The sequence below is a fragment of the Pseudomonas sp. S06B 330 genome (assembly GCF_002845275.2).
Classification (GTDB): Bacteria; Pseudomonadota; Gammaproteobacteria; order Pseudomonadales; family Pseudomonadaceae; genus Aquipseudomonas.
Genome location: NZ_CP088149.1, coordinates 416,794 through 441,008, shown reverse-complemented (window position 1 = coordinate 441,008; position 24,215 = coordinate 416,794). Strand labels below are relative to the sequence as shown.

General features: G+C 60.4%; 24 protein-coding genes. 11 read left to right on the top strand and 13 right to left on the bottom strand.

The features are described from left to right. Window positions 1-42 precede the first annotated feature (42 nt). From fdhD to CX511_RS02030, 5 genes are all read left to right on the top strand, one after another. Window positions 43-873: a formate dehydrogenase accessory sulfurtransferase FdhD gene (gene fdhD / locus CX511_RS02050; RefSeq protein ID WP_101293085.1), complete on the top strand. Its 831-nt coding sequence runs from the start codon at window positions 43-45 to the stop codon at window positions 871-873. A gap of 2 nt (window positions 874-875) precedes the next feature. Continuing rightward, the gene (locus CX511_RS02045; RefSeq protein ID WP_045180919.1) at window positions 876-3,212 is read left to right on the top strand and encodes an FdhF/YdeP family oxidoreductase; all 2,337 of its coding nucleotides are present in this window, start codon (window positions 876-878) and stop codon (window positions 3,210-3,212) included. 214 nt (window positions 3,213-3,426) lie between these two features. Then, a complete protein-coding gene (locus tag CX511_RS02040) occupies window positions 3,427-3,900 on the top strand; it encodes a glycine zipper domain-containing protein (protein WP_045180922.1) in 474 nt (157 codons plus the stop codon). Window positions 3,901-4,189: 289 nt separating this feature from the next. Next, window positions 4,190-5,005 (top strand): CheR family methyltransferase, encoded by an 816-nt coding sequence (locus tag CX511_RS02035; RefSeq protein WP_101293086.1) that lies wholly within the window; start codon window positions 4,190-4,192, stop codon window positions 5,003-5,005. 118 nt (window positions 5,006-5,123) lie between these two features. After that, window positions 5,124-5,780, top strand: a complete 657-nt coding sequence (locus CX511_RS02030; RefSeq protein ID WP_101293087.1) for a response regulator — start codon at window positions 5,124-5,126, stop codon at window positions 5,778-5,780. 7 nt (window positions 5,781-5,787) lie between these two features. On the opposite strand, the gene CX511_RS02025 is transcribed toward CX511_RS02030, so the two are convergent. The 4 genes from CX511_RS02025 to CX511_RS02010 all read right to left on the bottom strand — a co-directional run bounded on the left by CX511_RS02025 (window position 5,788) and on the right by CX511_RS02010 (window position 9,420). Further along, on the bottom strand, window positions 5,788-6,216 hold the full coding sequence (locus tag CX511_RS02025) for an acyl-CoA thioesterase (RefSeq protein WP_045180930.1): 429 nt from the start codon (window positions 6,214-6,216) through the stop codon (window positions 5,788-5,790). A 116-nt stretch (window positions 6,217-6,332) separates the two neighbouring features. Further along, entirely contained in the window at window positions 6,333-7,874 is a 1,542-nt protein-coding gene (locus CX511_RS02020) for a phosphoenolpyruvate carboxykinase (protein ID WP_045180932.1), read from the bottom strand. A 179-nt stretch (window positions 7,875-8,053) separates the two neighbouring features. Further along, complete coding sequence (gene hslO, locus CX511_RS02015) at window positions 8,054-8,956, bottom strand: Hsp33 family molecular chaperone HslO (RefSeq protein ID WP_045180933.1); 903 nt, start codon at window positions 8,954-8,956, stop codon at window positions 8,054-8,056. Window positions 8,957-9,018: 62 nt separating this feature from the next. Next, the gene (locus tag CX511_RS02010; protein ID WP_045180936.1) at window positions 9,019-9,420 is read right to left on the bottom strand and encodes an RNA-binding S4 domain-containing protein; all 402 of its coding nucleotides are present in this window, start codon (window positions 9,418-9,420) and stop codon (window positions 9,019-9,021) included. 141 nt (window positions 9,421-9,561) lie between these two features. On the opposite strand from CX511_RS02010, the gene rimB reads away from it, so the two are divergent. Together rimB and rimK are read left to right on the top strand one after the other, a co-directional pair. After that, window positions 9,562-10,044, top strand: coding sequence for a retropepsin-like aspartic endopeptidase RimB (rimB, locus tag CX511_RS02005; protein WP_101293088.1), 483 nt, complete (start codon window positions 9,562-9,564; stop codon window positions 10,042-10,044). After that, the gene (gene rimK, locus CX511_RS02000) at window positions 10,041-10,946 is read left to right on the top strand and encodes a 30S ribosomal protein S6--L-glutamate ligase (RefSeq protein WP_045180940.1); all 906 of its coding nucleotides are present in this window, start codon (window positions 10,041-10,043) and stop codon (window positions 10,944-10,946) included. Before rimB ends, rimK begins: the two co-directional genes overlap by 4 nt. Here rimK and CX511_RS01995 read toward each other — a convergent pair. Beyond that, entirely contained in the window at window positions 10,943-12,256 is a 1,314-nt protein-coding gene (locus CX511_RS01995; RefSeq protein WP_045180944.1) for an ATP-binding protein, read from the bottom strand. The genes rimK and CX511_RS01995 overlap by 4 nt on opposite strands. A gap of 127 nt (window positions 12,257-12,383) precedes the next feature. Beyond that, a complete protein-coding gene (gene ompR / locus CX511_RS01990; protein WP_045180947.1) occupies window positions 12,384-13,124 on the bottom strand; it encodes an osmolarity response regulator transcription factor OmpR in 741 nt (246 codons plus the stop codon). Between the two features lie 239 nt (window positions 13,125-13,363). Here ompR and CX511_RS01985 point away from each other — a divergent pair, with 239 nt between their 5' ends. The 4 genes from CX511_RS01985 (at window position 13,364) to CX511_RS01970 (ending at window position 18,445) form a co-directional block, all read left to right on the top strand. Next, window positions 13,364-15,682, top strand: a complete 2,319-nt coding sequence (locus CX511_RS01985; RefSeq protein ID WP_101293089.1) for a Tex family protein — start codon at window positions 13,364-13,366, stop codon at window positions 15,680-15,682. After that, the gene (locus CX511_RS01980; protein ID WP_045180954.1) at window positions 15,682-16,065 is read left to right on the top strand and encodes a PaaI family thioesterase; all 384 of its coding nucleotides are present in this window, start codon (window positions 15,682-15,684) and stop codon (window positions 16,063-16,065) included. The genes CX511_RS01985 and CX511_RS01980 overlap by 1 nt, the downstream gene beginning before the upstream one ends. Window positions 16,066-16,218: 153 nt before the next feature. Next, window positions 16,219-17,805 (top strand): glutamate--cysteine ligase, encoded by a 1,587-nt coding sequence (gene gshA, locus CX511_RS01975; protein WP_045180956.1) that lies wholly within the window; start codon window positions 16,219-16,221, stop codon window positions 17,803-17,805. Between the two features lies 1 nt (window position 17,806). Next, on the top strand, window positions 17,807-18,445 hold the full coding sequence (locus CX511_RS01970; RefSeq protein WP_045180959.1) for a TetR/AcrR family transcriptional regulator: 639 nt from the start codon (window positions 17,807-17,809) through the stop codon (window positions 18,443-18,445). Window positions 18,446-18,561: 116 nt separating this feature from the next. Here the strand turns inward: CX511_RS01970 and CX511_RS01965 are convergent, their stop codons facing one another. From CX511_RS01965 to CX511_RS01935, 7 genes are all read right to left on the bottom strand, one after another. Beyond that, window positions 18,562-18,777: a TOBE domain-containing protein gene (locus CX511_RS01965; RefSeq protein WP_010221227.1), complete on the bottom strand. Its 216-nt coding sequence runs from the start codon at window positions 18,775-18,777 to the stop codon at window positions 18,562-18,564. Between the two features lie 18 nt (window positions 18,778-18,795). After that, complete coding sequence (gene ssuB, locus CX511_RS01960) at window positions 18,796-19,608, bottom strand: aliphatic sulfonates ABC transporter ATP-binding protein (RefSeq protein WP_045180964.1); 813 nt, start codon at window positions 19,606-19,608, stop codon at window positions 18,796-18,798. Continuing rightward, on the bottom strand, window positions 19,605-20,399 hold the full coding sequence (gene ssuC, locus CX511_RS01955; protein WP_101293090.1) for an aliphatic sulfonate ABC transporter permease SsuC: 795 nt from the start codon (window positions 20,397-20,399) through the stop codon (window positions 19,605-19,607). Before ssuC ends, ssuB begins: the two co-directional genes overlap by 4 nt. 10 nt (window positions 20,400-20,409) lie before the next feature. Further along, entirely contained in the window at window positions 20,410-21,558 is a 1,149-nt protein-coding gene (ssuD, locus tag CX511_RS01950; RefSeq protein ID WP_045180968.1) for an FMNH2-dependent alkanesulfonate monooxygenase, read from the bottom strand. Between the two features lie 58 nt (window positions 21,559-21,616). Further along, window positions 21,617-22,582, bottom strand: coding sequence for a sulfonate ABC transporter substrate-binding protein (locus CX511_RS01945; protein WP_101293091.1), 966 nt, complete (start codon window positions 22,580-22,582; stop codon window positions 21,617-21,619). Window positions 22,583-22,675: 93 nt separating this feature from the next. Then, window positions 22,676-23,269, bottom strand: coding sequence for an NADPH-dependent FMN reductase (gene ssuE / locus CX511_RS01940; protein WP_045180975.1), 594 nt, complete (start codon window positions 23,267-23,269; stop codon window positions 22,676-22,678). Between the two features lie 202 nt (window positions 23,270-23,471). Beyond that, entirely contained in the window at window positions 23,472-24,110 is a 639-nt protein-coding gene (locus CX511_RS01935; protein ID WP_101293092.1) for a peroxiredoxin, read from the bottom strand. Between the last annotated feature and the right edge of the window lie 105 nt (window positions 24,111-24,215).

Below are 24,215 nucleotides of genomic sequence, written 5' to 3'. Positions count from 1 at the left end.
CGCAAGCCTAGGCTTAATCCAGACTAGTCGCCGGTATCTCTAATGCCTACAAAACCTCCGGCCTGCGCGGCGTCCGCCCCCCTGACTGCGCCCGCGGCCAGCAATCACTATGACTACAGCCACCTGACCGACCACAGCCAGGCCAGCACTGCGCTGGCCGAAGAAGTCGCATTGGCCATTGCCTACAACGGTATCAACCAGGCAGTCATGCTGGTCAGCCCGACTGACCTTGAAGATTTCATCGTTGGTTTCAGCCTCGGCAGCGGCATCATCGCCTCACCAGACGACATCTATGACCTCAAGCTCACGGGCCGCGGTTCGGCGATCAGCGCTGAGGTCGAGATCGCCAGTCGCGCTTTCTGGAACCTGAAAAACCAGCGCCGACAACTGGCGGGCACCAGCGGTTGCGGACTGTGTGGGGTTGAAGCCCTGGAACAAGCCCTGCCGGAGCTGAAGGTATTGCCTGGCACTCCGCTGCCGCCCGCGCACTGGCTCGACGGCCTGCGCCAGCGCATCGACGCCTTCCAGCCCCTGGGCCAGCACTGCGGGGCGGTACATGCGGCCTTGTACATGAACAACCAGGGTGAACTGCTGTTGGGCCGCGAAGACATTGGCCGTCACAACGCCCTGGACAAGTTGATTGGTGCCCTGTTGCGCCAGCACATCAGCCTCGACGGCGGGCTGGCGATTGTTACAAGCCGCTGTAGCCTGGAGTTGATCCAGAAGGTCCTGCGTGCCGGCATCCAGACCCTGGTCAGCTTGTCCTCACCCACCGGCCTGGCCCTGCAGTGGGCGCGCCGTCACAACCTGAACCTGATCCATTTGCCTAAACACAGCGCGCCACGGGTCTTCAGCCCCGTGCTGGAGAATTGACCGTGAGCCTGCATCACCAAGCCGATCAGAAGCCCGTCCCGCGTTACAAGCCCTATCACGGTGCTGCTGGAGGCTGGGGTGCTCTACGCAGCGTGGCCCAAGCCTGGATCGGCAGCGACAACGCGCTGAAGAACATCCGCGCCTTGCTCAAGACCAACCAGAATGGCGGCTTCGACTGCCCCGGTTGCGCCTGGGGCGATTCGCCGGAAAGCGGCATGGTCAAATTCTGTGAGAACGGCGCCAAGGCGGTGAACTGGGAGGCGACCAAGCGCCGTGTCGATGCTGCATTCTTTGCTCGCCACAGTGTTACCGCGCTGCTGGATCAGAGCGACTACTGGCTCGAGTACCAAGGCCGACTGACCGAGCCGATGGTCTATGAGCCGAGCACTGACCGTTACCGTCCGATCGACTGGGACGCAGCGTTCGCCCTGATCGCCAGCCATCTGCATAACCTCGCCAACCCCGATCAGGCCGAGTTCTACACCTCGGGGCGGGCCAGCAACGAAGCGGCCTATCTGTACCAGCTGTTTGTGCGTGCCTTTGGCACCAACAACTTCCCGGACTGCTCGAACATGTGCCACGAGGCCAGTGGCGTGGCCTTGGGGCAGAGTGTCGGCGTCGGTAAAGGCACGGTGACCTTTGACGATTTTGAGCACGCAGAGGCTATTTTCGTCTGGGGCCAAAATCCCGGCACCAACCATCCACGCATGCTCGAACCGCTGCGCGAGGCCGTCAAGCGTGGTGCCCAGGTGGTGTGTATCAACCCCCTCAAGGAACGTGGCCTGGAACGTTTCCAGCACCCGCAGCATCCGCTGGAAATGCTCACCAACGGCGACCGCCCGACCAACACCGCTTACTTGCGCCCAGCCCTGGGCGGCGACATGGCTTTGCTCCGGGGCATGGCCAAGTTCCTTCTGCAGTGGGAGCGCGAGGCTCAGGCCAGTAACGCAGCGGCCGTCTTCGATCATGACTTCCTCAATCAGCACACCCAAGGGATTACTGATTACCTGGAGGCGGTGGATGCCACCACCTGGGCAGCGATCGAGTCCCAGTCCGGTCTGAACCTGGCAGAGATCGAACAAGCTGCACGGATGTACTGCAAAGCCAAGAAGGTCATCATGTGCTGGGCCATGGGTATCACCCAGCACCGTCACTCGGTGGCGACCATCCAGGAAATAGCCAACCTGATGCTGCTGCGCGGCAACCTCGGCGTGCCCGGTGCGGGCCTGTGCCCAGTGCGCGGCCATAGTAACGTGCAAGGCGACCGCACCATGGGCATCAACGAGCGCCCGCCGGTTGCCCTGCTCGATGCGCTGGAGCGCCGCTTCAGCTTCAAGGTGCCACGTCATAACGGTCACAATACCGTGGAAGCGATTGGCGCCATGCTCGCCGGCCAGGCCAAAGTGTTCATCGGCCTTGGTGGCAATTTTGCCCAGGCCACGCCGGATACTGAACGCACTGCACAGGCCCTGCGTAGCTGTGAACTGACCGTGCAGATCAGCACCAAGCTCAACCGCAGCCATTTGATTCACGGCAAGCAGGCACTGATCCTGCCGTGCCTTGGCCGTACCGACATCGACCAGCAAGCCGAAGGCCCGCAGGCAGTCACCGTGGAAGACTCGTTCAGCATGGTGCATGCCTCCAACGGTCAACTGCAGCCACTGTCACGCCAGATGCGTTCAGAGCCGGCCGTCATCGCCGGTATTGCCGCTGCCACACTGGGCGCCAAACCGGTGGACTGGAACTGGTTGGTCGGCGACTACGCGCGTATTCGCGACCTGATCAGCGACACCATCCCAGGCTTCGACAGCTTCAACCAGCGTCTGGAACACCCGGGCGGGTTCTATCTGGGCAATAGCGCTGGGCAACGGCAGTGGAAAACTGCCAGCGGCCTAGCTAACTTCAAGGCCAACCGGCTGCCTGAGGACCTTCTGCACGAACGTGTGCGTGAAACCGGGCAGGTGCCTGATCTGATCATGCAGTCGATGCGTTCCCACGATCAGTACAACACCACCATCTACGGCCTCGATGACCGCTACCGTGGGGTCAAGGGCCAACGTAACGTACTGTTCGTCAATGAAGCCGACATCATCCGCCTGGGCTTTCACCCTGGACAAAAGGCCGATATTGTTTCGCTATGGAGCGATGGCCGCGAACGCCGGGTCAAAGGTTTCACCCTGCTCGCTTTCGATATACCCGCCGGTCAGGCGGCAGCCTATTACCCGGAAGTGAATCCGCTGGTACCGCTGGAGAGCGTCGGTGACGGTAGCCACACGCCAACTTCGAAGTTCGTCGCGATCCAACTGCAAGCCGCGAGCGACAACACGCGTATCGTCTGACAGAATCCACCGCTCAACACGCACAAAAAAGGCCCTGGCAGCGATGCCGGGGCCTTGTCTCAAGTAAGCTCAGACAGCCAAAAATCAAGAAAGTTTCATAGTTAAAACAGTAACTTAGAGAATTGTGTACAACTCGTGTTACTCGTCGGATTTCCATTGCCAGCCCCCTCCGTCAGCCTCAGGATCGCCTCGTCATCCTTATGAGGCTCTCTTGATGAAGTACTCCTCGATTCTGTTGTTGTCTCTCGGCCTGCTCAGTGGCGTTGCCTCGGCAGGTGGCACCACCGAAGCCGGTATCGGCGGCGCATTGGGTGGGGTACTGGGGTCTGCAGTCGGTCAGTCGATCGGCGGCAGCACCGGTTCGACAATCGGTGCAGGCCTTGGCGGCGCAGCCGGCAGTGCTGTCGGTGCCAACAAACACAGCCGTGGCGAAGCGGCCATCGGTGGCGCATTGGGCGCAGCTGGCGGTAATGCAATTGGTCGCAGCGTGGGTGGTGTCAACGGTGGCTACATCGGTGCAGCTGCAGGCGGTGGTGCCGGTGGCGCACTGGGTAACTACATGGGCAAGGAAAGTGACAAGGAAGATCGTCACTACAGCAGCCGTGACTACGACGACCGCGGCTACCGCCACGACCGTGGCCATCACTATGGCCATCGCAAGCACAAGAAGCACTGGCGTCACCGCTAACCACGTCCGGGCTTAAGCCAATCTCTTAGTCCCTGCCCTCACGGGCAGGGATTACGAATGATCCCCCCGCGTTACCGATCAAGCCGTTCAGGCAAAACCGCCTGTCAATCTGGCGAAATTTCGCACCGGCGCAATACCCCTATCTTATCTATGGCTTAGGGGCCACCCCGATTCTGGCCCAAATAGCCAGTAGCTATCATCGAACATTCCCCAATCAGCCAATGGACGCAGGGAATGCGCATCGATTCTGCACCGCCGCCCCTATTGCCCGTTGTCCGCAGAGGCTGATATGCCGGCAGGCAAGCGCTTACCTGCGCTCAACGATGCTCAGTTTCTTGAGCTGCAGTCGCTGGTGGAACGCGCATCAGGGGTGATTCTGCTTTCTGAGCGCCGCGCAGTCATTGCTGCCCGTCTGGCAAGGCGCCTGCGCCATTATAAATTGGCGACCTTCTCCGATTACCTGCTCCTACTCGCACGGCCAGACCAGGGTGTTGAGCGTCAGCGCGTGATCGAACTGCTTGTTGCCAAAGAGACCTACTTCTTCCGCGAACACCCGCATTTCGAATTCCTCGCCCACTGGCTGGCGACCAAGACCGGCCCTGTGCAACTGTGGAGCGCTGCCTGCGCGTCTGGCGAAGAAGCCTACAGCCTGGCCATGGTTGCCAGCGAACACGCCCGTAACGACAACTGGCACGTCCTGGCCAGTGATATAAGCCCAGATATGCTCGAACGTACCCGCCACGGCATCTACGACATTGCCCAGGCACGGTACTTTCCTGAGGGCTGGCTGCAACGCTATTGCCAATGGGGCATTGGCGAAATGGCCGGGCGCCTGCAGGTACAGACAAGTCTGCGGGAGCGAGTCAGTGTGCGGCAGATCAACCTGATCCGGCCGTTACCCGATGACCTCGGGGTATTCGATGTCATCGTTCTACGTAATCTGCTCAGCTATTTCAGTCAGGACGACAAGCAACAAGTCGTACAGCGACTGCTGACTCGATTACGCCCGGGCGGACTGTTGTTGATCGGTCACAGTGAAAGCATACACGGGCTTGATCTACCAATTCGTCCGATACTGCCATCGGTGTTCGAGCGTCTATGTTGACCTGCGCTGCCGACACCGACGGCAGACTTTCGATACTGATCATGCTCCGTCGCGGCAGCGCTCATACGGACCGAGCAAACCTGCCGCCTTCCAACCCTTGCGAAACAGGCTCGAACCCATGCTCTGCCGAATTCTACTTGCCGATGACTCGCCGCTCTTTCGAGCTGGCCTGCGCGCGCTGCTCGAACAAAAGAAACATTACGCCGTAGTCGGTGATGCAGGCGATGGCCTGACCGCAGTTGCTTTGGCGGAAAAGCTCAAGCCCGATGTGATTCTGTTGGGTATGACCGCCGACACCCAAGACAGTGAGCAAATCCTGCGCGAGTTGTGTCTGCGTGCGCCAGCCAGTCATGTGCTAATGCTCTCATCGCGTTCAGAGCTGGATTTCGTTATGCGCTGCCTGCAGCTAGGCGCTCATGGCTTCTTGCTCAACAGCGCTACGGTACAAGAACTGGAGCAGGCACTGCAGGCGCTGAAAAATGGTGGCCAATACCTGTCCTCAGCAGTACTGCCGATGGTCATCAGTCAAGCGGTGAAACACAGCAGCAAGCGCCTGCCCGGCAGTAACGCCATGCAACTGACAGTCCGTCAGCTGGAAATTCTGCGCCTGATCGCCCGCGGCGAAAGCACCCGTTCAATTGCCGATGGTCTGGGCCTAAGCGTGAAAACCATCGAGGCACATCGCTCACAGATCATGCACCGCCTGCAGATTCACGATGTCCCGGGGTTGGTGTTGTTTGCAGTACGTGAAGGCATCATTCGCCTGAACGACTGAGCGCGAATCAGCCCTGCAAGCGTAAGAACGCCTCCTGCAACTCAGCTGGCAGCGCAGCCGGCCGTCCCGAGGCGCGCTCGACGAAAACCTGAACGACCTTGCCAGCCGCGCACGGTTGCGTCTCGCCGAGCCGAAACAGCCCCAACTGATACTCCACCGAACTGCCGGCGAGGCGCGCCACACGCAGCCCGACTTCAAGGGTATCCGGGAACACCGGCAAGGCAAAAAAGTCCGCCGCCGAACTGACCACAAACCCCACTACTTCGCCCTCCTGTGGGTCCAGGTTGGCCTGCTGCTGAAGGAATGCCTGAATGGTCGTGTCGAAATAGCTGTACACCGTGGCACCGGCGATATGGCCATTGGGGTCGCTGTCTTGCCAGCGCGTAAGAACCGGCTGCAGGTGGGGATAGTCGTGGCGTTGGGGCATTTCGGACATGACTGGCCTAGCGTGTTAATAGGGGAATACCGAAGCTTCCCACAATCACGAAGAAATACCGAGAACGAAAAAGCCGCCCATAAGGGCGGCTTTTTCTGTTTCACACCGGTTTCAGCTTACAGCTGTGGACCAGCAGCCTTGATGGCGTCGGAAACTTCAAACTTCGTGAAGTTTTCGGTGAACAGCTTGGCCAGGCCTTTGGCTGCTTCATCGTAGGCAGCTTTGTCAGCCCAGGTGTTGCGCGGGTTGAGCAGGTTGGTTTCAACACCAGCAACGGCTTTTGGCACGTCCAGGTTGATGATGTCCAGGTGCTCGGTCTCGGCACCGACCAGCGCGCCGCTCTGGATCGCGGCGATCACTGCACGGGTGGTCGGGATGTTGAAGCGTTGGCCAACGCCGTAGCCACCACCGGTCCAGCCTGTGTTGACCAGGTAGACCTTGGAGCCGAAGCCGCGGATGCGCTTGATCAGCAGCTCTGCATATTCGCCAGCAGGACGCGGGAAAAACGGTGCGCCGAAGCAGGTCGAGAAGGTCGACTTGATGCCGCTGCCCGAACCCATTTCGGTCGAGCCCACCAGTGCGGTGTAGCCGGACAGGAAGTGGTAGGCCGCTTGTTCTTCGTTGAGGATCGACACTGGCGGCAGCACGCCGGTCAGGTCGCAAGTCAGGAAGATCACCGCGTTTGGCTCGCCACCGAGGTTCTTTTCCGAACGCTTGGCAACGTGCTCCAGCGGGTAAGCTGCGCGGCTGTTCTGGGTCAGGCTGACATCAGCGTAGTCAGCGTGCTTGGCATCGTCGATCACGACGTTTTCCAGTACCGCGCCGTGCTTGATGGCTTTCCAGATAACCGGCTCGTTCTTCTCGGACAGGTCGATGCACTTGGCATAGCAACCGCCTTCGATGTTGAACACAACGCCTTCGCCCCAGCCGTGCTCGTCGTCACCGATCAGGTAACGGCTTTCGTCGGCGGACAGGGTGGTCTTGCCAGTGCCGGACAGGCCGAAGAACAGGGTGACATCACCCGCTTCGCCGATGTTGGCGGCGCAGTGCATTGGCAGCACGTCGGCAGCCGGCAGCAGGAAATTCTGCACCGAGAACATGGCTTTCTTCATTTCACCGGCGTAACGCATACCAGCGATCAGCACTTTCTTCTGGGCGAAGTTGAGGATCACGCAGCCGTCGGAATTGGTGCCGTCACGTTCAGGCACGCACTCGAAGTTGGCAACGTTGAGAACCTGCCATTCATCACGGCCAGCAGGGTTGTACTGCTGCGGGTTGATGAACAGGCAACGGCCGAACAGGTTCTGCCAGGCGGTCTGGGTGGTCATTTTGACGGCCAGGTAGTGCTCGGAAGCAGCGCCTACGTGAACGTGCGAAACGAAATGCTCTTGAGCATTGTTGAAGGCCTCAACGCGGTCCCACAGGGCATCGAACTTGTCGGCCGGGAACTTGCGGTTGATCGGACCCCAGGCGATGGCGTCCTGAGTGGACGGCTCTTCGACGATGAAACGGTCGACCGGCGAACGACCAGTACGATGACCAGTTTTCACAACCAGCGCGCCAGTATCGGCCAGCTCGCCTTCACCGCGGTTCAGCGCTTCTTTTACCAGCTCATCGACGCTCAGGTCGGTGTACACGGTGTTGTTGGCTTGCGTCATGAGATTCCCCATCCGGCCTGCGGCCGAGTGCTCCAAACGTTTTGTAGTAGAGCTTTGAAAACTACTACAGCGAAAAAAGTGGCCGGATTATGCCAGAAACGCCCAAAAAAAGTAGGGCCCTCCTGTCAGAACGGCGAGTTTCCGGCGTTAGACAGGAGATTTACCTGTGCTGAAACGTTTTAGTGACGAGTATCTGACGGCGTGTCTACACCGCCACCGGCGAACAATTGCTCGATATCGGCCGCGTCGAATTGGTAGCTCTGATTACAGAACTGGCAATCGACTTCGATCTTGCCGCCATGCTCGTCGATCAAGGCCAGCGCATCAGGTTTACCCAGGCTGACCAGGGCATTACCGGAGCGCTCCCGCGAGCAGCTGCAGCGGAAATGCAGTGGCTGGATATCGAACAGGCGCACGGCATCCTCGTGATACAGGCGATGCAGCACGGTCTCATTGTCCAGACCAAGCAGCTCCTCGGCTTTCACTGTATTGGCCAGCGCTTTCACATGGTTCCAGCTTTCCTCACGCTCCTCGATGTCCTTGTGGCGATCAGCAGGCAACTGCTGCACCAGCAGGCCACGGGCGCGCTGGCCGTCGGCGGCGAGGGAAATACAGGTGTTAACCTGCTGGGACATGACGAAATAGTTGGTGAAACACTCCGAAAGGTCCTTGCCGTCCAGATCCACCGTGCCCTGGTAGCGCTGACCGTTGACCGGAATGATGGTCAGGACCAGATGGCCGCCGGGCATCAGGTCGGCAAGGGTTGCATCGTCCTTGACCTGCTCGGCCACATAGCGTGCCAGGCCGCGAATTTCGTGCTCGCTGGTGCATTCGATGGCCAGCAGGGGCACCGGCCCGCTCGACTGCGCCTGAAGGATCAACAGGCCATCGAATTTAAGGGTGCCGACCAGCAGCGCGGCAGCCGCCATCAGCTCGCCGAGCAACTGCGCGACAGGCAGCGGGTAAGGATGCTTGGCCAGCACTTCGGCGTAGCTGCGCTCCAGCCCGACCATTTCACCGCGAACATCGCGGTCGTCGAAGATGAAGCGTTGGGTGTAATCGGTATCCGGCAATTCAGACATGGGTTCGGCTATTCGCGTAAATGAGTTAATGGCACTTAGTTTATCAGTGCGCTCCGCGCCCGTTAACCGGCGCTGTCGTGAAGCTGATGGAGTTGGCGCCGCTGTTTCTTGGTCGGCCGACCATCGGTCGTCACGCCCAAGGCGCCAGCCTTGCGCATGGCGGCTGCCTTCTCGCGCCGCTCGATACTCTCGGTGGTTTCTTCGTACAGCGTCTGGGCCTCGGGCGCGCCACGGCGCACCACCGAAAGGGCCTTGACCACCACCGTGCGCTCGTCAAAGCCGGTGCGCAAGACAAATTCGTCACCGACCCGTGGCTCTTTGCCCGGCTTGCATCGCTCCCCCCGACAGTGCACCTTGCCACTTTCGATGGCCGCCTTGGCCAGCGCCCGGGTCTTGTAGAAACGTGCTGCCCATAGCCATTTGTCCAGGCGGACCTTATCGTCCTCTTCCGACTTTTGTGCCATGACATTTCCCCGCTTAATTTCGTAAACGGAACTGTACTACCGTATCTGGCGGATGCAAAAAAACCGCGGCGTGCTTACAGTTCACCGACCTGTCGCGCATGCCGATTCTGGCCTTGCGACTTTCTACGCTGGTTGAGCAATTTGAAGACATTTGACCATTTGACTGTGATCGGCCTGCGCGAGTGGGTAGCCTTGCCCGACCTCGGGGTAGCAGGCCTGCGCGCCAAGATCGACACCGGCGCCAGTACCTCAAGCCTGCACGCCACCGAGGTCGAGACCTTCGAGCGCAATGGCGAACCCTGGGTACGCTTCAACGCGCACCTGGGCTCAGTCGTGCAATTGCGTCACCGCCGCTGCGAAGCGCCGCTGGTGACCATGAAAACTATCAAGAGCTCCAACGGCCACGCCCAGATCCGTTACGTGATCCGCACGCCACTGGCACTCGGTGACCGGGTCTGGGAAGTGGAGTTCACCCTGGCCTGTCGCAAGGCCATGCGTTATCGCCTGTTACTAGGTTCCAAAGCCCTGATCCATGGCCAGTTGGTGGTCAATCCGGGTCTCAAGTACGTTCAGGACAAGCCGGCATTTCCGGCCACTATTTCTCCTTCCACAGGTGTTGCATGAAGATCGCCGTGCTGTCGCGTAACCCGCGTCTGTATTCCACTCGTCGTCTGGTTGAAGCCGGTACTGCACGAGGCCATGAGATGGTCGTGATCGATACCCTGCGCGCCTATATGAACATCGCCAGCCACAAGCCGCAGATCCACTACCGCGGCAAGCCCCTCGAAGGCTTTGATGCAGTCATTCCGCGCATCGGTGCCTCAGTGACGTTCTATGGCTGCGCGGTACTGCGCCAATTCGAGATGATGGGCGTGTTCCCGTTGAACGAGTCGGTCGCCATCGCCCGCTCGCGGGACAAATTGCGCTCGCTGCAGTTGCTGTCGCGACGCGGCATTGGCCTGCCGGTCACTGGCTTTGCGCACTCCCCCGACGATATCCCCGACCTGATCCAGATGGTCAACGGCGCGCCGCTGGTGATCAAGGTGCTGGAAGGCACCCAGGGTATCGGCGTGGTCCTGTGTGAAACCACCAAGGCAGCCGAATCGGTGATTGAGGCCTTCATGGGCCTGAAACAGAACATCATGGTTCAGGAATACATCAAGGAGGCCGGAGGCGCCGACATTCGTTGCTTCGTGGTCGGCGACAAGGTGATTGCCTCGATGAAACGCCAGGCCAAGCCCGGCGAGTTTCGCTCCAACCTGCACCGCGGCGGCAGCGCCAGCCTGATCAAGATCACCCCCGAGGAGCGCATGACTGCAATTCGTGCCGCCAAGGTCATGGGTTTAAGCGTCGCCGGTGTGGATATTCTGCGTTCGAATCACGGCCCACTGGTGATGGAAGTGAATTCCTCGCCCGGCCTGGAAGGCATTGAAGTCACCACCACCAAAGACGTTGCCGGGATGATCATCGAACATCTGGAGAAGAACGGCGGGCCAAACCTGACCCGCACCAAAGGCAAAGGCTAGACTGCGTCGCGCGGCAGCAACAGCCCTAGCGGCAGGCGCACTCGGGCTTCGAGCCCACCGCCGGAGCGGTTGCGCAGCTCAACATTGCCGCCATGCTGGGCGGCGATCCGCTTGACGATCGCCAGCCCCAGCCCCGTGCCCTTGCCACTGCGGGCGCGGTCGCCACGAATGAACGGGTTGAAGATACCCTCCAGCTCGTTCGGGTCGATGCCCGCCCCCCGGTCCAGCACGCTGAGCACCACGTAAGGGGCGCTGCTGTCGCCAGACACATAGGCCGCCACTTCAACGCCCTTTCCGGCGTGATACAAGGCGTTACCAATCAGATTATTCAACAAGCGCTTGAGCGATACCCTACGCAACGGGAAGGGCGGAATGGGCTCAAGACACAGGCGTACCCGCTCCTCTGGCTGGTTGAAGGGCGCCACCACCTCGCGCACCAGATCGCTCAGGTCGACCTCTTCTACCGGCTCATCCCGCCCGTCACGGATGAATGCGAGAAACTGGTCAAGGATCGCGTCCATATCTTCAATATCGCGCACCATGTCGTCAGTCAGGTCGCTCTCGTTGGCCAGCAACGACAACGACAAACGCAAACGCGTGAGCGGCGTGCGCAAGTCATGGGAGACACCGGCGAGCATCAATTCCCGCTCGCGCCCGGCCTGCTCGACGTCTTCAGCCATCTGGTTGAACGCCCGGTAGACCTCGGTCATTTCGCTGGGTGTATCGCTGATTGGCAACCTGACACTGCGCCCCTGACCCAGCTGTCGAGCAGCGAACACCAGACGTTTGAGCGGCTGGTTGAGCTGGCGGACAAAGATCCACGCCGACGCTGTGGACAACAGGCCGATGGCCAGGAACCAGCCCAACACGCTCCAGATTTTCTGCCCACGCAACGGGTGCGGATACAGCGGCACCTTCAACCAGCCATCTCCCAGGCTCGGCGCCCTTACCCACAACGCCGGTGGCGCGTGTATGCGCAGGCGCACTTCAGTGTCAGCCCCCAGCTCAGCTTGCATCTGACGCTGGTAGATCTCGCTGTAAGGCCAATGCTGCTCACCTTCAGGCACACCGGAACCGACCACGCGGATCAACCCGGCAGCCTCGGCGATTTTGTCCCGATTGGACTCGTCGGCCGCCCAATAGGCGCGCAGGGTCAGGGCGACACCGTGACTGTACTGGCGGTCGACCAGCACGTCTTCGTTCATCAGCAGGTAGACCAGCGTCAGGGCCTTTGAAAACAGAACGACGATCAGCACCAGCCAGAGGGTGCGGGCGAAGAAGCTTTGCGGGAACCACAGGGGCGTTTTCATCGACAACGGCTACACACTTTGCAGGAGCGAGCATGGCTCGCAGACTTTGCGGATCTCGGCACACGCAAAAACAGGGCAACCCGAAGGTCCGCCCTGCTTGCGGTGACTGGCTCCTACAAACGACACATCACTTGCTGGCATTGCCATCCGGCACGAACACATAACCCACGCCCCAGACAGTCTGGATATAGCGAGGCTTGGACGGATCGGGCTCGATCATGCGGCGCAGACGAGAGATCTGTACATCGATGGAGCGCTCCAAGGCGTCCCATTCACGGCCACGGGCCAGGTTCATGAGTTTGTCTCGGGTCAGCGGCTCGCGGGCATGCATCACCAGCGCTTTGAGCACCGCAAACTCACCGGTGGTGAGCATGTGGACTTCTTCACCACGCTTGAGCTCGCGAGTGGCCAGCGACAGCTCGTAGTCACCGAACGTAACGGTTTCGTCCTCGCTGCCCGGCGCGCCCGGTACCGCTGGCGCCTGGCGACGCAACACCGCCTTGACCCGGGCCATCAACTCATCGGGGTTGAACGGTTTGGCCAGATAGTCGTCAGCGCCCAGCTCCAGGCCTTTGATACGGCTCAGCTCGTCACCTTTGGCGGTGAGCATGATGATCGGGATCTGATTATTCGCGGCGCGCAACCGGCGACAGGCGGTCAGACCATCCTCGCCAGGCAGCATCAGGTCGAGGACCACCAAGTTGAAGACCTCGCGAGCCAACAAGCGGTCCATCTGTTCGGTATTGGGCACCGCACGGGCACGATAGCCCTTGCTGGTGAAAAATCGTTCCAGCAGGCTGCTCAAGCCCGGGTCGTCGTCGACGATGAGAATTTTTTCGCCTTCAGCGGTTTGTGCAGTGCTGCTCATGGATAACTCCTCTAATCTCGGCACGCATTATGGCTTAGCCGCCATTGACCGTGCCGTGTGCATTGTTAGCAGATTTTTCCCTGTGCGCCAGTTCTGCCTGGCCAGGGCTGGCGTGCTGCTATCACCGCAAGCCCGGCGCGCTGGGTATAATGCGCCGCTTTCAGCCAGTGCCGCATTGATCCAAGCGCCCCATGGCGCCCGCCCGCGGCCTTTGTTTTCACAATTTGTCAGGTGGTTTTATGGACAGCATCAACAGCCGCATCGCCGAGGAACTCGGTGTCCGCCCGCAACAGGTCGAAGCGGCCGTCGCTCTGCTTGATGAAGGCTCGACGGTGCCTTTTATTGCCCGTTACCGTAAAGAAGTGACCGGCAGCCTGGACGACACCCAACTGCGTCATCTGGAAGAGCGCTTGCGCTACCTGCGCGAGCTGGACGATCGCCGCGCCAGTATCCTTGCCAGCATTGAAGAGCAAGGCAAACTGACGCCGGAGCTTGCCCGCGAGATCAAACTGGCCGACACCAAGACGCGTCTTGAAGACCTTTACCTGCCGTATAAACAAAAGCGCCGCACCAAGGGCCAGATCGCCCTGGAAGCCGGCCTGGGCGAGCTGGCCGATGGTCTGTTGCATGACCCGCAGCTGAGCCCGGAAACCGAAGCCGCACGTTTTGTCGACGCCGAAAAAGGCGTGGCGGACGTCAAGGCCGCCCTCGAAGGCGCCAAGTACATCCTCATGGAGCGCTTCGCCGAAGACGCCAGCCTGCTCGACAAGCTGCGCAGCTTCCTCAAGCAAGAAGCGGTGCTCAGTGCTCGCCTGGTGGCTGGCAAGGAAGAAGAAGGCGCCAAGTTCCGTGACTACTTCGAACACGACGAGCTGCTCAAGAGCGTACCGTCGCACCGTGCCCTGGCGATTTTCCGTGGCCGTAACGAAGGCGTGCTGGCCGCGTCGCTGAAAGTCGGCGAAGAACTGCCGGGTACCCTGCACCCATGCGAAATGATGATTGCCGAACGTTTCGGCCTGCAAAACCAGAATCGCCCTGCCGACAAATGGCTGGGCGAGGTGGTGCGCTGGACGTGGAAGGTGAAACTCTACAGCCACCTGGAAACCGATCTGTTCGGTGAACTGCGCGACAACGCCGAAGGTGAGGCAATCAACGTCTTTGCCCACAACCTGCACGATCTGCTGCTGGCTGCGCCGGCGGGCCCACGCGCCACCCTGGGCCTTGACCCGGGCCTGCGTACCGGCTGCAAGGTCGCCGTCGTCGACGCCACCGGCAAACTGCTCGACACTGCCACCGTCTACCCGCATGTGCCGAAAAATCAGTGGGACCAGACCATCGCTGTACTCGCGGCCCTGTGCGCCAAGCACTCGGTCGAGCTGATCGCCATCGGTAACGGCACCGCCAGCCGTGAAACCGATAAGCTCGCTGCTGAACTGATCAAAAAATACCCAGCTCTGAAAATGACCAAGATCATGGTCTCCGAAGCCGGTGCTTCGGTGTATTCGGCTTCCGAGCTGGCGGCCCGTGAATTTCCTGATCTGGACGTATCGATCCGCGGCGCGGTTTCCATCGCTCGCCGCCTGCAGGACCCACTGGCCGAACTGGTGAAGATCGACCCGAAATCCATCGGTGTCGGCCAGTACCAGCATGATGTCTCCCAGCTCAAGCTGGCGCGCGGCCTGGATGCTGTGGTCGAGGACTGCGTGAACGCCGTCGGCGTCGACGTCAACACCGCCTCGGTGGCGTTGCTGGCACGCATTTCCGGCCTCAACAGCACCCTGGCGCAGAATATTGTCAGTCACCGTGACGCCAACGGCGCTTTCAAAACTCGTGCTGCGCTGAAAAAAGTCAGTCGTTTGGGCGAAAAAACCTTCGAACAAGCTGCCGGTTTCCTACGCGTAATGAACGGTGACAACCCGCTGGACGCTTCGGCCGTTCACCCTGAGGCCTACCCACTGGTACAGCGCATCGCCGCCGAAACCGACCGCGATATCCGCTCGCTGATTGGTGACAGCGGTTTCCTCAAGCGCCTGGACCCAAAAAAGTTCACCGATGAAACCTTCGGCCTGCCGACCGTTACCGACATCCTCCAGGAACTGGACAAGCCCGGCCGCGACCCACGCCCTGAATTCAAGACCGCCGAGTTCCAGGAAGGTGTCGAAGACCTCAAGGACCTGCAGTTGGGGATGATCCTCGAAGGTGTGGTCACCAACGTCACCAACTTCGGTGCCTTCGTCGATATCGGCGTGCACCAGGACGGTCTGGTGCACATCTCGGCGCTGTCGGAGAAGTTCATCAAAGACCCGCGTGAAGCGGTCAAGGCCGGCGACGTGGTCAAGGTCAAGGTCATGGAAATCGACATCCCGCGCAAACGCGTTGGCCTGTCGATGCGCATGAGCGACACCCCCGGTGAGAAAATCGATGGCGCCCGTGGCAGCCGTCCAGGTTCGGCACCGCGCCAGCAGAGCGCCCCGGCCCGCGCCAAGGAAACTCCGGCCCCGGCCAACAACGCCATGGCCGCGCTGTTTGCCAACGCCAAGCAACTGAAGAAGAAGTGATGGACGCTCAGCAAGAGGTGGTCCTCAGCGCCTTCAGCCAGTTGCTTGGCTGCCGTCTGCAACGCCTGGAAGCGGGCGTTGCAGAGATGACGCTGGCGCTGGAGCCGCATCTGCGTAACCGCGGCGGCAAGCTGCATGGCGGGGCAATCTTCAGCCTGGTCGATACCGCCATGGGCCTGGCTTGCTCCAGCGCCCATGGTTTCGATCAGCAAAGCGTGACCCTGGAGTGCAAGATCAACTACCTGCGCGCGGTGGGCGATGGTGAAGTGTTGTGCATCGCCCGTGTGCTACACGCTGGACGTCGAACCCTGGTGGTCGACGCCGAGGTACACCAGGACGACAAACTGGTGGCCAAAGCCCAGGGAACGTTCGTCGTCCTCTAGCCGCGAGTGACCAAATTGCGATACTTTCGGCAGAGCGCAGGCACTGCCGAAAGCCGGCCAAAACCAGGCGACAACGCCAGTTCCTCTGTCCACCCTTGTAGACCGTCATTTCCACCCCCATATTGGGGCGACTGATGCGTGAAGGAATCCATCTTGAGCGAACTTCTCAACCGCCGCCTGAGCCTGCTCGGCCAAGGCGACAACCTCTCCCTGCTCAAGCAGTGCCTGCACGGCATCGAGCGCGAATGCTTGCGTGTGACCGAACAAGGTCGCCTGGCACAGACCCCGCACCCCGAGGCTCTCGGCGCGGCGTTGACCCACGAGCAGATCACCACCGACTATTCCGAGTCGTTGCTGGAGTTCATTACTCCAGCACTGGCTGACCCTGCGCAGACCCTCGAAAGCCTGGAGAACATCCACCGCTTCGCCTACACCCAGTTGGGCACCGAGTACCTGTGGAGCCCGTCGATGCCTTGCCCGCTGCCCGCGGAGGAAGACATTCCGATCGCCTGGTACGGCAGCTCCAACATCGGTCAGCTCAAGTACGTGTACCGCAAGGGCCTGGCCCTGCGTTACGGCCGCACCATGCAGTGCATCGCCGGGATTCACTACAACTTCTCGCTGCCGGAAAAACTCTGGCCGCTGCTGCGTGACGCTGAAGGCAGCAGCCTGGATGACCGCGATTATCAGTCGGCTGCCTACATCGCCCTGATCCGTAACTTCCGCCGTTACAGCTGGTTGCTGATGTACCTGTTCGGTGCCTCGCCGGCGCTGGATGCCGGTTTCCTTCGCGGCCGCGCCCATCAGCTCGAACAGTTCGATGCCGATACGCTCTACCTGCCATACGCCACCAGCCTGCGTATGAGTGACCTGGGATACCAGAGCAACGCCCAGGCCGGCCTGACACCCTGCTACAACGATCTGAACAGCTACACCGACAGCCTGCGCAAGGCCGTCGCCACCCCGTATGCGCCCTATGTGGAAATCGGTACGCACAAGGATGGCGAGTGGGTGCAGTTGAACACCAACATTCTCCAGATCGAAAACGAGTACTACTCCAACATCCGTCCCAAGCGTGTGACCTACAGCGGCGAGCGTCCTATCCAGGCGCTGATGGCCCGGGGCATCCAGTACGTCGAAGTACGCTGCCTGGACATCAACCCGTTCCTGCCGACCGGCATCGACCTGCCCGAATCACGCTTCCTCGATGCCTTCCTGCTGTTCTGCGCCCTGGATAGCAGTCCACTGTTGGGCTCCCTGGAGTGCGGCAACTGCACGGACAACTTCCTCAATGTGGTCAAGCAAGGTCGTCGCCCAGGCTTGATGCTGGAGCGCCATGGCAAGCCGGTGGAGCTCAAGGAATGGGCCAATGAGCTGCTCGAGCGTATTGCGCCGCTGGCCGCACTGCTTGACCGCAGCCAGGACAGCGACGAGCACGGCAAAGCCCTTGAACTGCAAAGGGCCAAGGTCAGCGACCCGTCCCTGACGCCGTCGGCGCAAGTACTGGCGAGCATGAGCGAGCACAAGGAAAGCTTCAGTCGCTTTGCCCTGCGTCAGAGCCAGGCGCATGCTGAGTTCTTCCGCGCCAAGGCTTTGCCGGCAGGCGAGCAACAGCGTTTCGAAGCAGCAGCACGTGAGTCCCTGGAAGCCCAGGCCAAACTGGAGCGCGAAGAGAACAAGGTCGACTTCGACCTGTTCGTCAGCGCTTACCAGGCCAGCATCCTGGCGATCAGCAACTGACATGACCCGTACCGTCACCCCGCGCAAACCCCGCGCCCGTAGCCAGGCGCGGATCGACTCGATCCTTGAGGCGGCGCGAACCCTGCTGGCCAACGAAGGCGTGGCCAGCCTGTCGATCTACAGTGTCGCCGAGCGGGCACAGATTCCGCCGTCATCGGTGTATCACTTTTTCGCCAGTGTCCCAGCACTGCTCGAAGCCTTGACTGCCGACGTGCACGGCGCCTTTCGCGCGTGCCTCGCGGCACCGGTCGAAGCAGCGGCGCTGAACACCTGGCACGACCTCTCGCGCCTAGTAGAACTGCGCATGCTGAGCATCTACAACGAGGATGCTGCTGCCCGTCAATTGATCCTCGCCCAGCATGGCTTGAGCGAAGTGACCCAGGCTGACCGTCAGCACGACCTCGAACTGGGCGAGCAGATGCACGCGTTGTTCGCCCAGCACTTCCAGTTACCGGTACTACCGGAAGATGTCGATGTGTTTGCCCTAGCCATGGAGCTGGGGGATCGGGTCTATGCCCGCTCAGTGCAACTGCATGGGCAGATTACGCCGCGCATGGCTGAGGAAGGCATGCGCGTGTTTGATGCGTATCTGGGGTTGTACCTGCCGCCTTTTTTGCCTAAGCGCAAGATCAACCCGTAGCCGCTGCCGCCAGGCTGCGATCGGCTGCGAAGCAGTCGTCATACGGTCGCCACGAAGGGCCCGAAGACGGCCGTTCGCACTCGATCGCAGCCTGAGACCGGTGCCCTGCCACGGGCTCAAAGCTTGGCAATCGACACTTCTGTGGATTTCACAAAGGCAATTACCTCACTGCCAATGGTCAGCTCCAGCTCACGTACCGACCGGGTGGTGATCACCGAGGTGACAATGCCCGAAGCCGTCTGCACGTCGATTTCCGACAACACCGGGCCTTCGAGAATTTCCTTAACAGTGCCTTTGAACTGGTTACGTACGTTGATCGCTTTGATAGTCATCTGCTTACTTCCTTCAGGTTAGAGAGCCCAACGCAGTTGCGTCGGCAAAGGTGCTACGGGTTCCGGTTCAGGCGGTGCCGCCGGCACCGAGAGCACACGGTTGAGAACTTCGCTTTCCAGCGCTGCCAGACGATGGGAGCCACGTGCACGGGGACGCGTCAGGTCAACGATCAAATCCAGTCCCACTTCACCGTCTTCGATGAGGATCACCCGGTCAGCAACCGCCACCGCTTCGCTGACATCGTGAGTGACCAACAACACCGTAAAGCCATGCTGGCGCCAGAGCCGTTCGATCAGTTGCTGCATCTCGATACGGGTCAGGGCATCCAGCGCACCTAATGGCTCGTCGAGCAACAGCAGGCGCGGCTGATGGATCAGGGCACGGGCCAGGGCCACACGCTGCTTTTGCCCACCCGACAGTGCCGCCGGCCATTCATTGGCACGCTCGGCCAGGCCGACCGCCTCCAGGGCTTGCAATGCCTGTGGCCGCCAGTTGCCAGACAACCCCAGGCCGACGTTGTCGATGACCTTTTTCCACGGCAGCAAACGTGCCTCCTGGAACATCAGCCGGGTGTCTTCACGTGCCTCACTCAATGGCGCAGAGCCCGCTAATAGCTCGCCACCGGTGGGCTGATCGAGCCCCGCAAGCAAACGCAACAGCGTGCTCTTGCCACAGCCGCTTCGGCCAACGATGGCCACGAATTGTCCGGCTGGAACATGCAGGTCGATGTCACGCAGGACCTGGCGCTGGCCAAAGGTTTTCTGCAGGTTATTGGCCGCCAGCGGTATACCGCGCAGTAACCGCGCGGGTGCTTCTTGGAGGATGGTCATGCGCCCTCTCCCCGGGTCGGTTGATAAGCCGGATGCCAGCGCAGCCAGACCCGCTCCAGGCCTCGCGCCGCGAGATCGGCAAGCTTGCCGAGCACGGCATACAGAACAATCGCCAGCACCACCACGTCGGTCTGCAGGAACTCACGGGCATTCATCGCCAGATAGCCGATGCCTGCGTTGGCCGAAATGGTTTCAGCAACGATCAAGGTCAACCACATAAAGCCCAAGGCAAAGCGCACGCCAACCAGGATAGAGGGCAAGGCGCCGGGCAGAATCACCTGGCGAAACAGCTCGAAGCCGGACAGACCATAACTGCGCGCCATTTCCACCAGCGCCGGATCGACATTGCGGATGCCGTGGTAGGTGTTGAGGTAAATCGGGAACAGGGTGCCCAGGGCCACCAGAAAAATCTTCGCCGACTCATCAATGCCGAACCACAGGATCACTAATGGGATCAGCGCCAGGTGCGGCACGTTACGGATCATCTGTACCGAGCTGTCGAGTAAGCGTTCGCCCCACTTCGACAGTCCGGTGATAAACCCCAGCGCCAAGCCGATCGCGCCACCAATCAGAAAACCAAGCCCAGCTCGCCAGCCACTGATGGCCAGGTGGGTCCAGATTTCACCGCTGCGAATCAGCTCAACACCGGCACTGAACACCGCGCTCGGAGCAGGCAGGATGCGCGTCGACAGCCAGCCGACGCTGACTGCCTGTTGCCAGATTGCTAGCAAAAGCAATGGCAGCGCCCAGGGTGCCAGGCGCTGGGGCCAAGGAGTGGATACTCGACTCATAACCCGACCCTCAGCGCTGCGCCGTGGACTTGGGCAGGATGTCGTTTGCGACCATCTCGCCAAAAGGGCTCACGTAACCTGAGCTTTTCGGCAGCTCTGGACGCTGCACATCCAGGTGCGGAAAGAGCAGTTCAGCAACCCGGTATGACTCTTCAAGGTGTGGATAACCAGAGAAGATGAAGGTATCGATGCCCAGGGCGGCATATTCCTTGACCCGCTCGGCCACCGTCCGGCCATCGCCCACCAGGGCGGTGCCGGCACCACCACGCACCAGGCCGACACCGGCCCAGAGATTGGGGCTGACTTCCAGGTTGTCACGGTTGCCGCCATGCAGCGCGGCCATGCGTTGCTGGCCCACCGAGTCAAAGCGCGCCAGCGACGCTTGAGCACGCGCGATGGTGTCGTCGTCCAGGTGCGAAATCAGCCGCTCGGCAGCCTGCCAGGCCTCAGCATTGGTTTCGCGCACAATCACGTGCAGTCGGATACCGAAACGTACTGTGCGTCCTTGCTTGGCGGCTTTGGCACGGACTTCCTCGATCTTTTGCGCAACCGCGGTCGGCGGTTCACCCCAGGTCAGGTACAACTCGACCTGTTCGGCAGCCAGGTCCTGGGCCGCTTCCGAGGAGCCACCAAAGTACAGCGGTGGACGTGGCTGCTGGATCGGAGGGTAGAGCAACTTGGCGCCTTTGACCTGGATGTGCTGGCCGTCGTAATCGACAGTTTCGCCTTCCAGCACGCGCCGCCAGATACGGGTGAACTCCACCGAGGCCTGGTAGCGCTCTTCGTGGCTGAGGAACAGACCGTCACCGGATAGCTCTTCTGGATCGCCACCGGTGACCAGGTTGAACAATGCACGGCCGCCGGAGAGACGATCCAGGGTCGCGGCCTGACGGGCTGCCACAGTCGGCGAGATGATCCCGGGACGCAGGGCAACGAGGAACTTCAGGCGCTGGGTGACGGGAATCAGCGATGCCGCGACCAGCCAGGAGTCTTCGCAAGAGCGACCGGTCGGGATCAATACCCCGCCAAACCCCAAGCGGTCGGCAGCCTGGGCTATCTGCTGCAGATAGCCGTGATCGACGGCGCGTGCACCTTCGGCGGTGCCCAGGTAGTGGCCGTCGCCGTGGGTAGGAAGAAACCAGAAAATATTGAGGCTCATCGGAGTTGTCTCCTAAGGGGAACGCAAGCCGGGGCAACGCCCCGGCATGGGCAAATCGTCAAGGCGCGCTAGCGACCTTGGCCGGGGGAGTCCAGATCACATCCTTGATGCTCAACGGCTTGGGTATCAGCTTGAGCGTGTGGAAGGTGTCGGCGATTTTCTGCTGGGCGCTGACCACTTCCGGGGTCAGGAAGTGCGCGCCATAGCCCTGGCGTTTGACCGAGGTCAGAGTGATGTCAGCCGACAAGCCCAGCAGTGGCGCCACCTGCTCGGTGACCTCCTGCGGATTGGCCTGGGACCACTCACCGACCGCACGGACTTCCTCGACCAGCGTGCTGATCACTTCAGGGTGTTTTTGCGCGTAGGGCTTGGTTGCCAGGTAAAACTGGTGGTTATCGACGATGCCGTTGCCGTCGCGCAGGGTGCGCGCCTGCAACTGCTGTTCGGCCGCCGCCTGATAGGGATCCCAGATCACCCAGGCATCGACACTGCCGCGCTCAAACGCGGCGCGGGCATCAGCAGGCGGCAGGAACACCGGTTGGATATCGGTGTATTTGAGGCCGGCATCCTCCAAGGCGCGCACCAACAGGTAATGCACGTTGGACCCCTTGTTCAGCGCGACTTTCTTGCCCTTGAGTTCCTTCACTGACTGGATCGGCGAGCCCTTGGGCACCAGAATCGCTTCGCTGTGCGGAGCAGGGGGTTCATAGGCGACATACAGCAAGTCAGCGCCAGCAGCCTGGGCAAATACTGGCGGGGTTTCGCCAGTGACACCAAAGTCGATGGAGCCGACGTTCAAGCCTTCAAGCAGCTGCGGACCGCCTGGGAACTCCGTCCATTGCACCTGCACGCCCTGGGCAGCCAGACGCTTTTCCAGCGAGCCCTTGGCTTTGAGCAGCACCAGGGTGCCGTATTTCTGATAGCCGATACGCAGGCTTTCAGCCTGAGCTTGAGTAATGGCGCCGAAGGACACAGCCGCAGCAAACAGAGCGACCAGACCACGACGCAAAATGACAGTGCGCATAGCGCTCTCCTTTTGCTGTTGGGTTCAGGCTGCACCTGCTTGCCCGTTGGCGGGCGAGTAAGGTGGGAATTACAGAGGTTCGGGTTGTACGCCTCAGATGCTCCAGCGAGCACTGAGCAAGCGTTCGTTCAATACACCTGGCGCGAGCGGCTTGGGTCGACGGGCCAGGGCGCTGTGAAACTGTTCCAGCGATTCGTACAGGCGCTGCTCCAGCGCGGGTGCCAACTGCGCGGCGGCGCTGCCTTGGCCGTAGGCGATCTGGCTGTCATCGGCGAAGATCCCTTGCAGGGTTTCCTGGGCCTTGAGTGCAGACAGCACTGGCTTGAGGGCGTAATCCACCGCCAGCATGTGAGCGATGCTGCCGCCAGTGGCGATCGGCAACACCACCTTGTGACTCAAGGCGCGTTCGGGCAGCAGGTCGAGCAGGGTTTTCAGTGCACCGGCAAACGACGCCTTGTATACCGGGGTGGCGACGATCAAGCCGTCAGCCTGCTCTACCAGTTGCAGAAAGTGCTGGACCCTGGGGCTGTCGAAGCGTGCATGCAACAAGTCTTCGGCGGGAAAGTCGCGGACCTGGAAGGTCACCACTTCCACGCCCTGGCCTTGCAACCACTGGCGGCTGCGCTCAAGCAGCACGCCGGAGCGTGAACGCAAACTGGGACTACCACCGAGAGAAACAACCAGCATTGGAACGCATCCTTGATCGTGTTCTAGAGGGCCGCGAGGTTGAGTTTCTCGCTGGAATAGATTGACCTTAACAGCTACATACATATATCAATAAATCATATTTTTTTATTTGTTTATTCTTTTAAGAACTATAGCTTTGCCTCGTAACAAAACAAAAAAAGGGCCGTCGAAACGGCCCCAAAATCCCTGCTATGGCTAAAGATCAGCGATTAGGTTGCGGGGTCAGGCGCAAGTACGGCTTGACCGTCCGGTAACCTTTAGGAAAGCGTTGTTTGATTTCGTCTTCGTCCTTGAGCGACGGCACAATTACCACCTCATCACCGTCCTGCCAGTTGGCCGGTGTGGCGACCTTGTGGTTGTCGGTCAGCTGCAACGAGTCGATCACGCGCAAAATCTCGTGGAAGTTGCGCCCGGTGCTGGCCGGATAAGTGATGGTCAGGCGAATCTTCTTGTTCGGGTCGATGACGAACAAGGACCGTACGGTCAGGGTATCGCTGGCATTGGGATGAATCAGGTCGTAAAGGTCAGACACCTTGCGATCGGCATCGGCCAGGATCGGGAAGTTGACGATGGTGTTCTGGGTTTCGTTGATGTCTTCGATCCAGCGGTGGTGGGAGTCCACCGGGTCCACCGACAAGGCGATGGCCTTGACCCCACGTTCAGCGAACTGCTCCTTGAGCTTGGCGGTAAAACCAAGCTCAGTGGTGCACACCGGGGTGAAGTCGGCCGGGTGCGAGAACAACACGCCCCAACTGTTGCCCAGCCATTCATGGAAACGGATCTGGCCGGCGCTGGATTCCTGTTCGAAGTCGGGGGCGATGTCGCCGAGTCTGAGGCTCATGGTGCGGCTCCTTGGCTGGGTTCGTTATGGGTTCACTGTGCCTGCGATGGAATAAAAACAAAAAGAATAAATATTGATTTGTTTATAACTTTTAACTCTATTGAT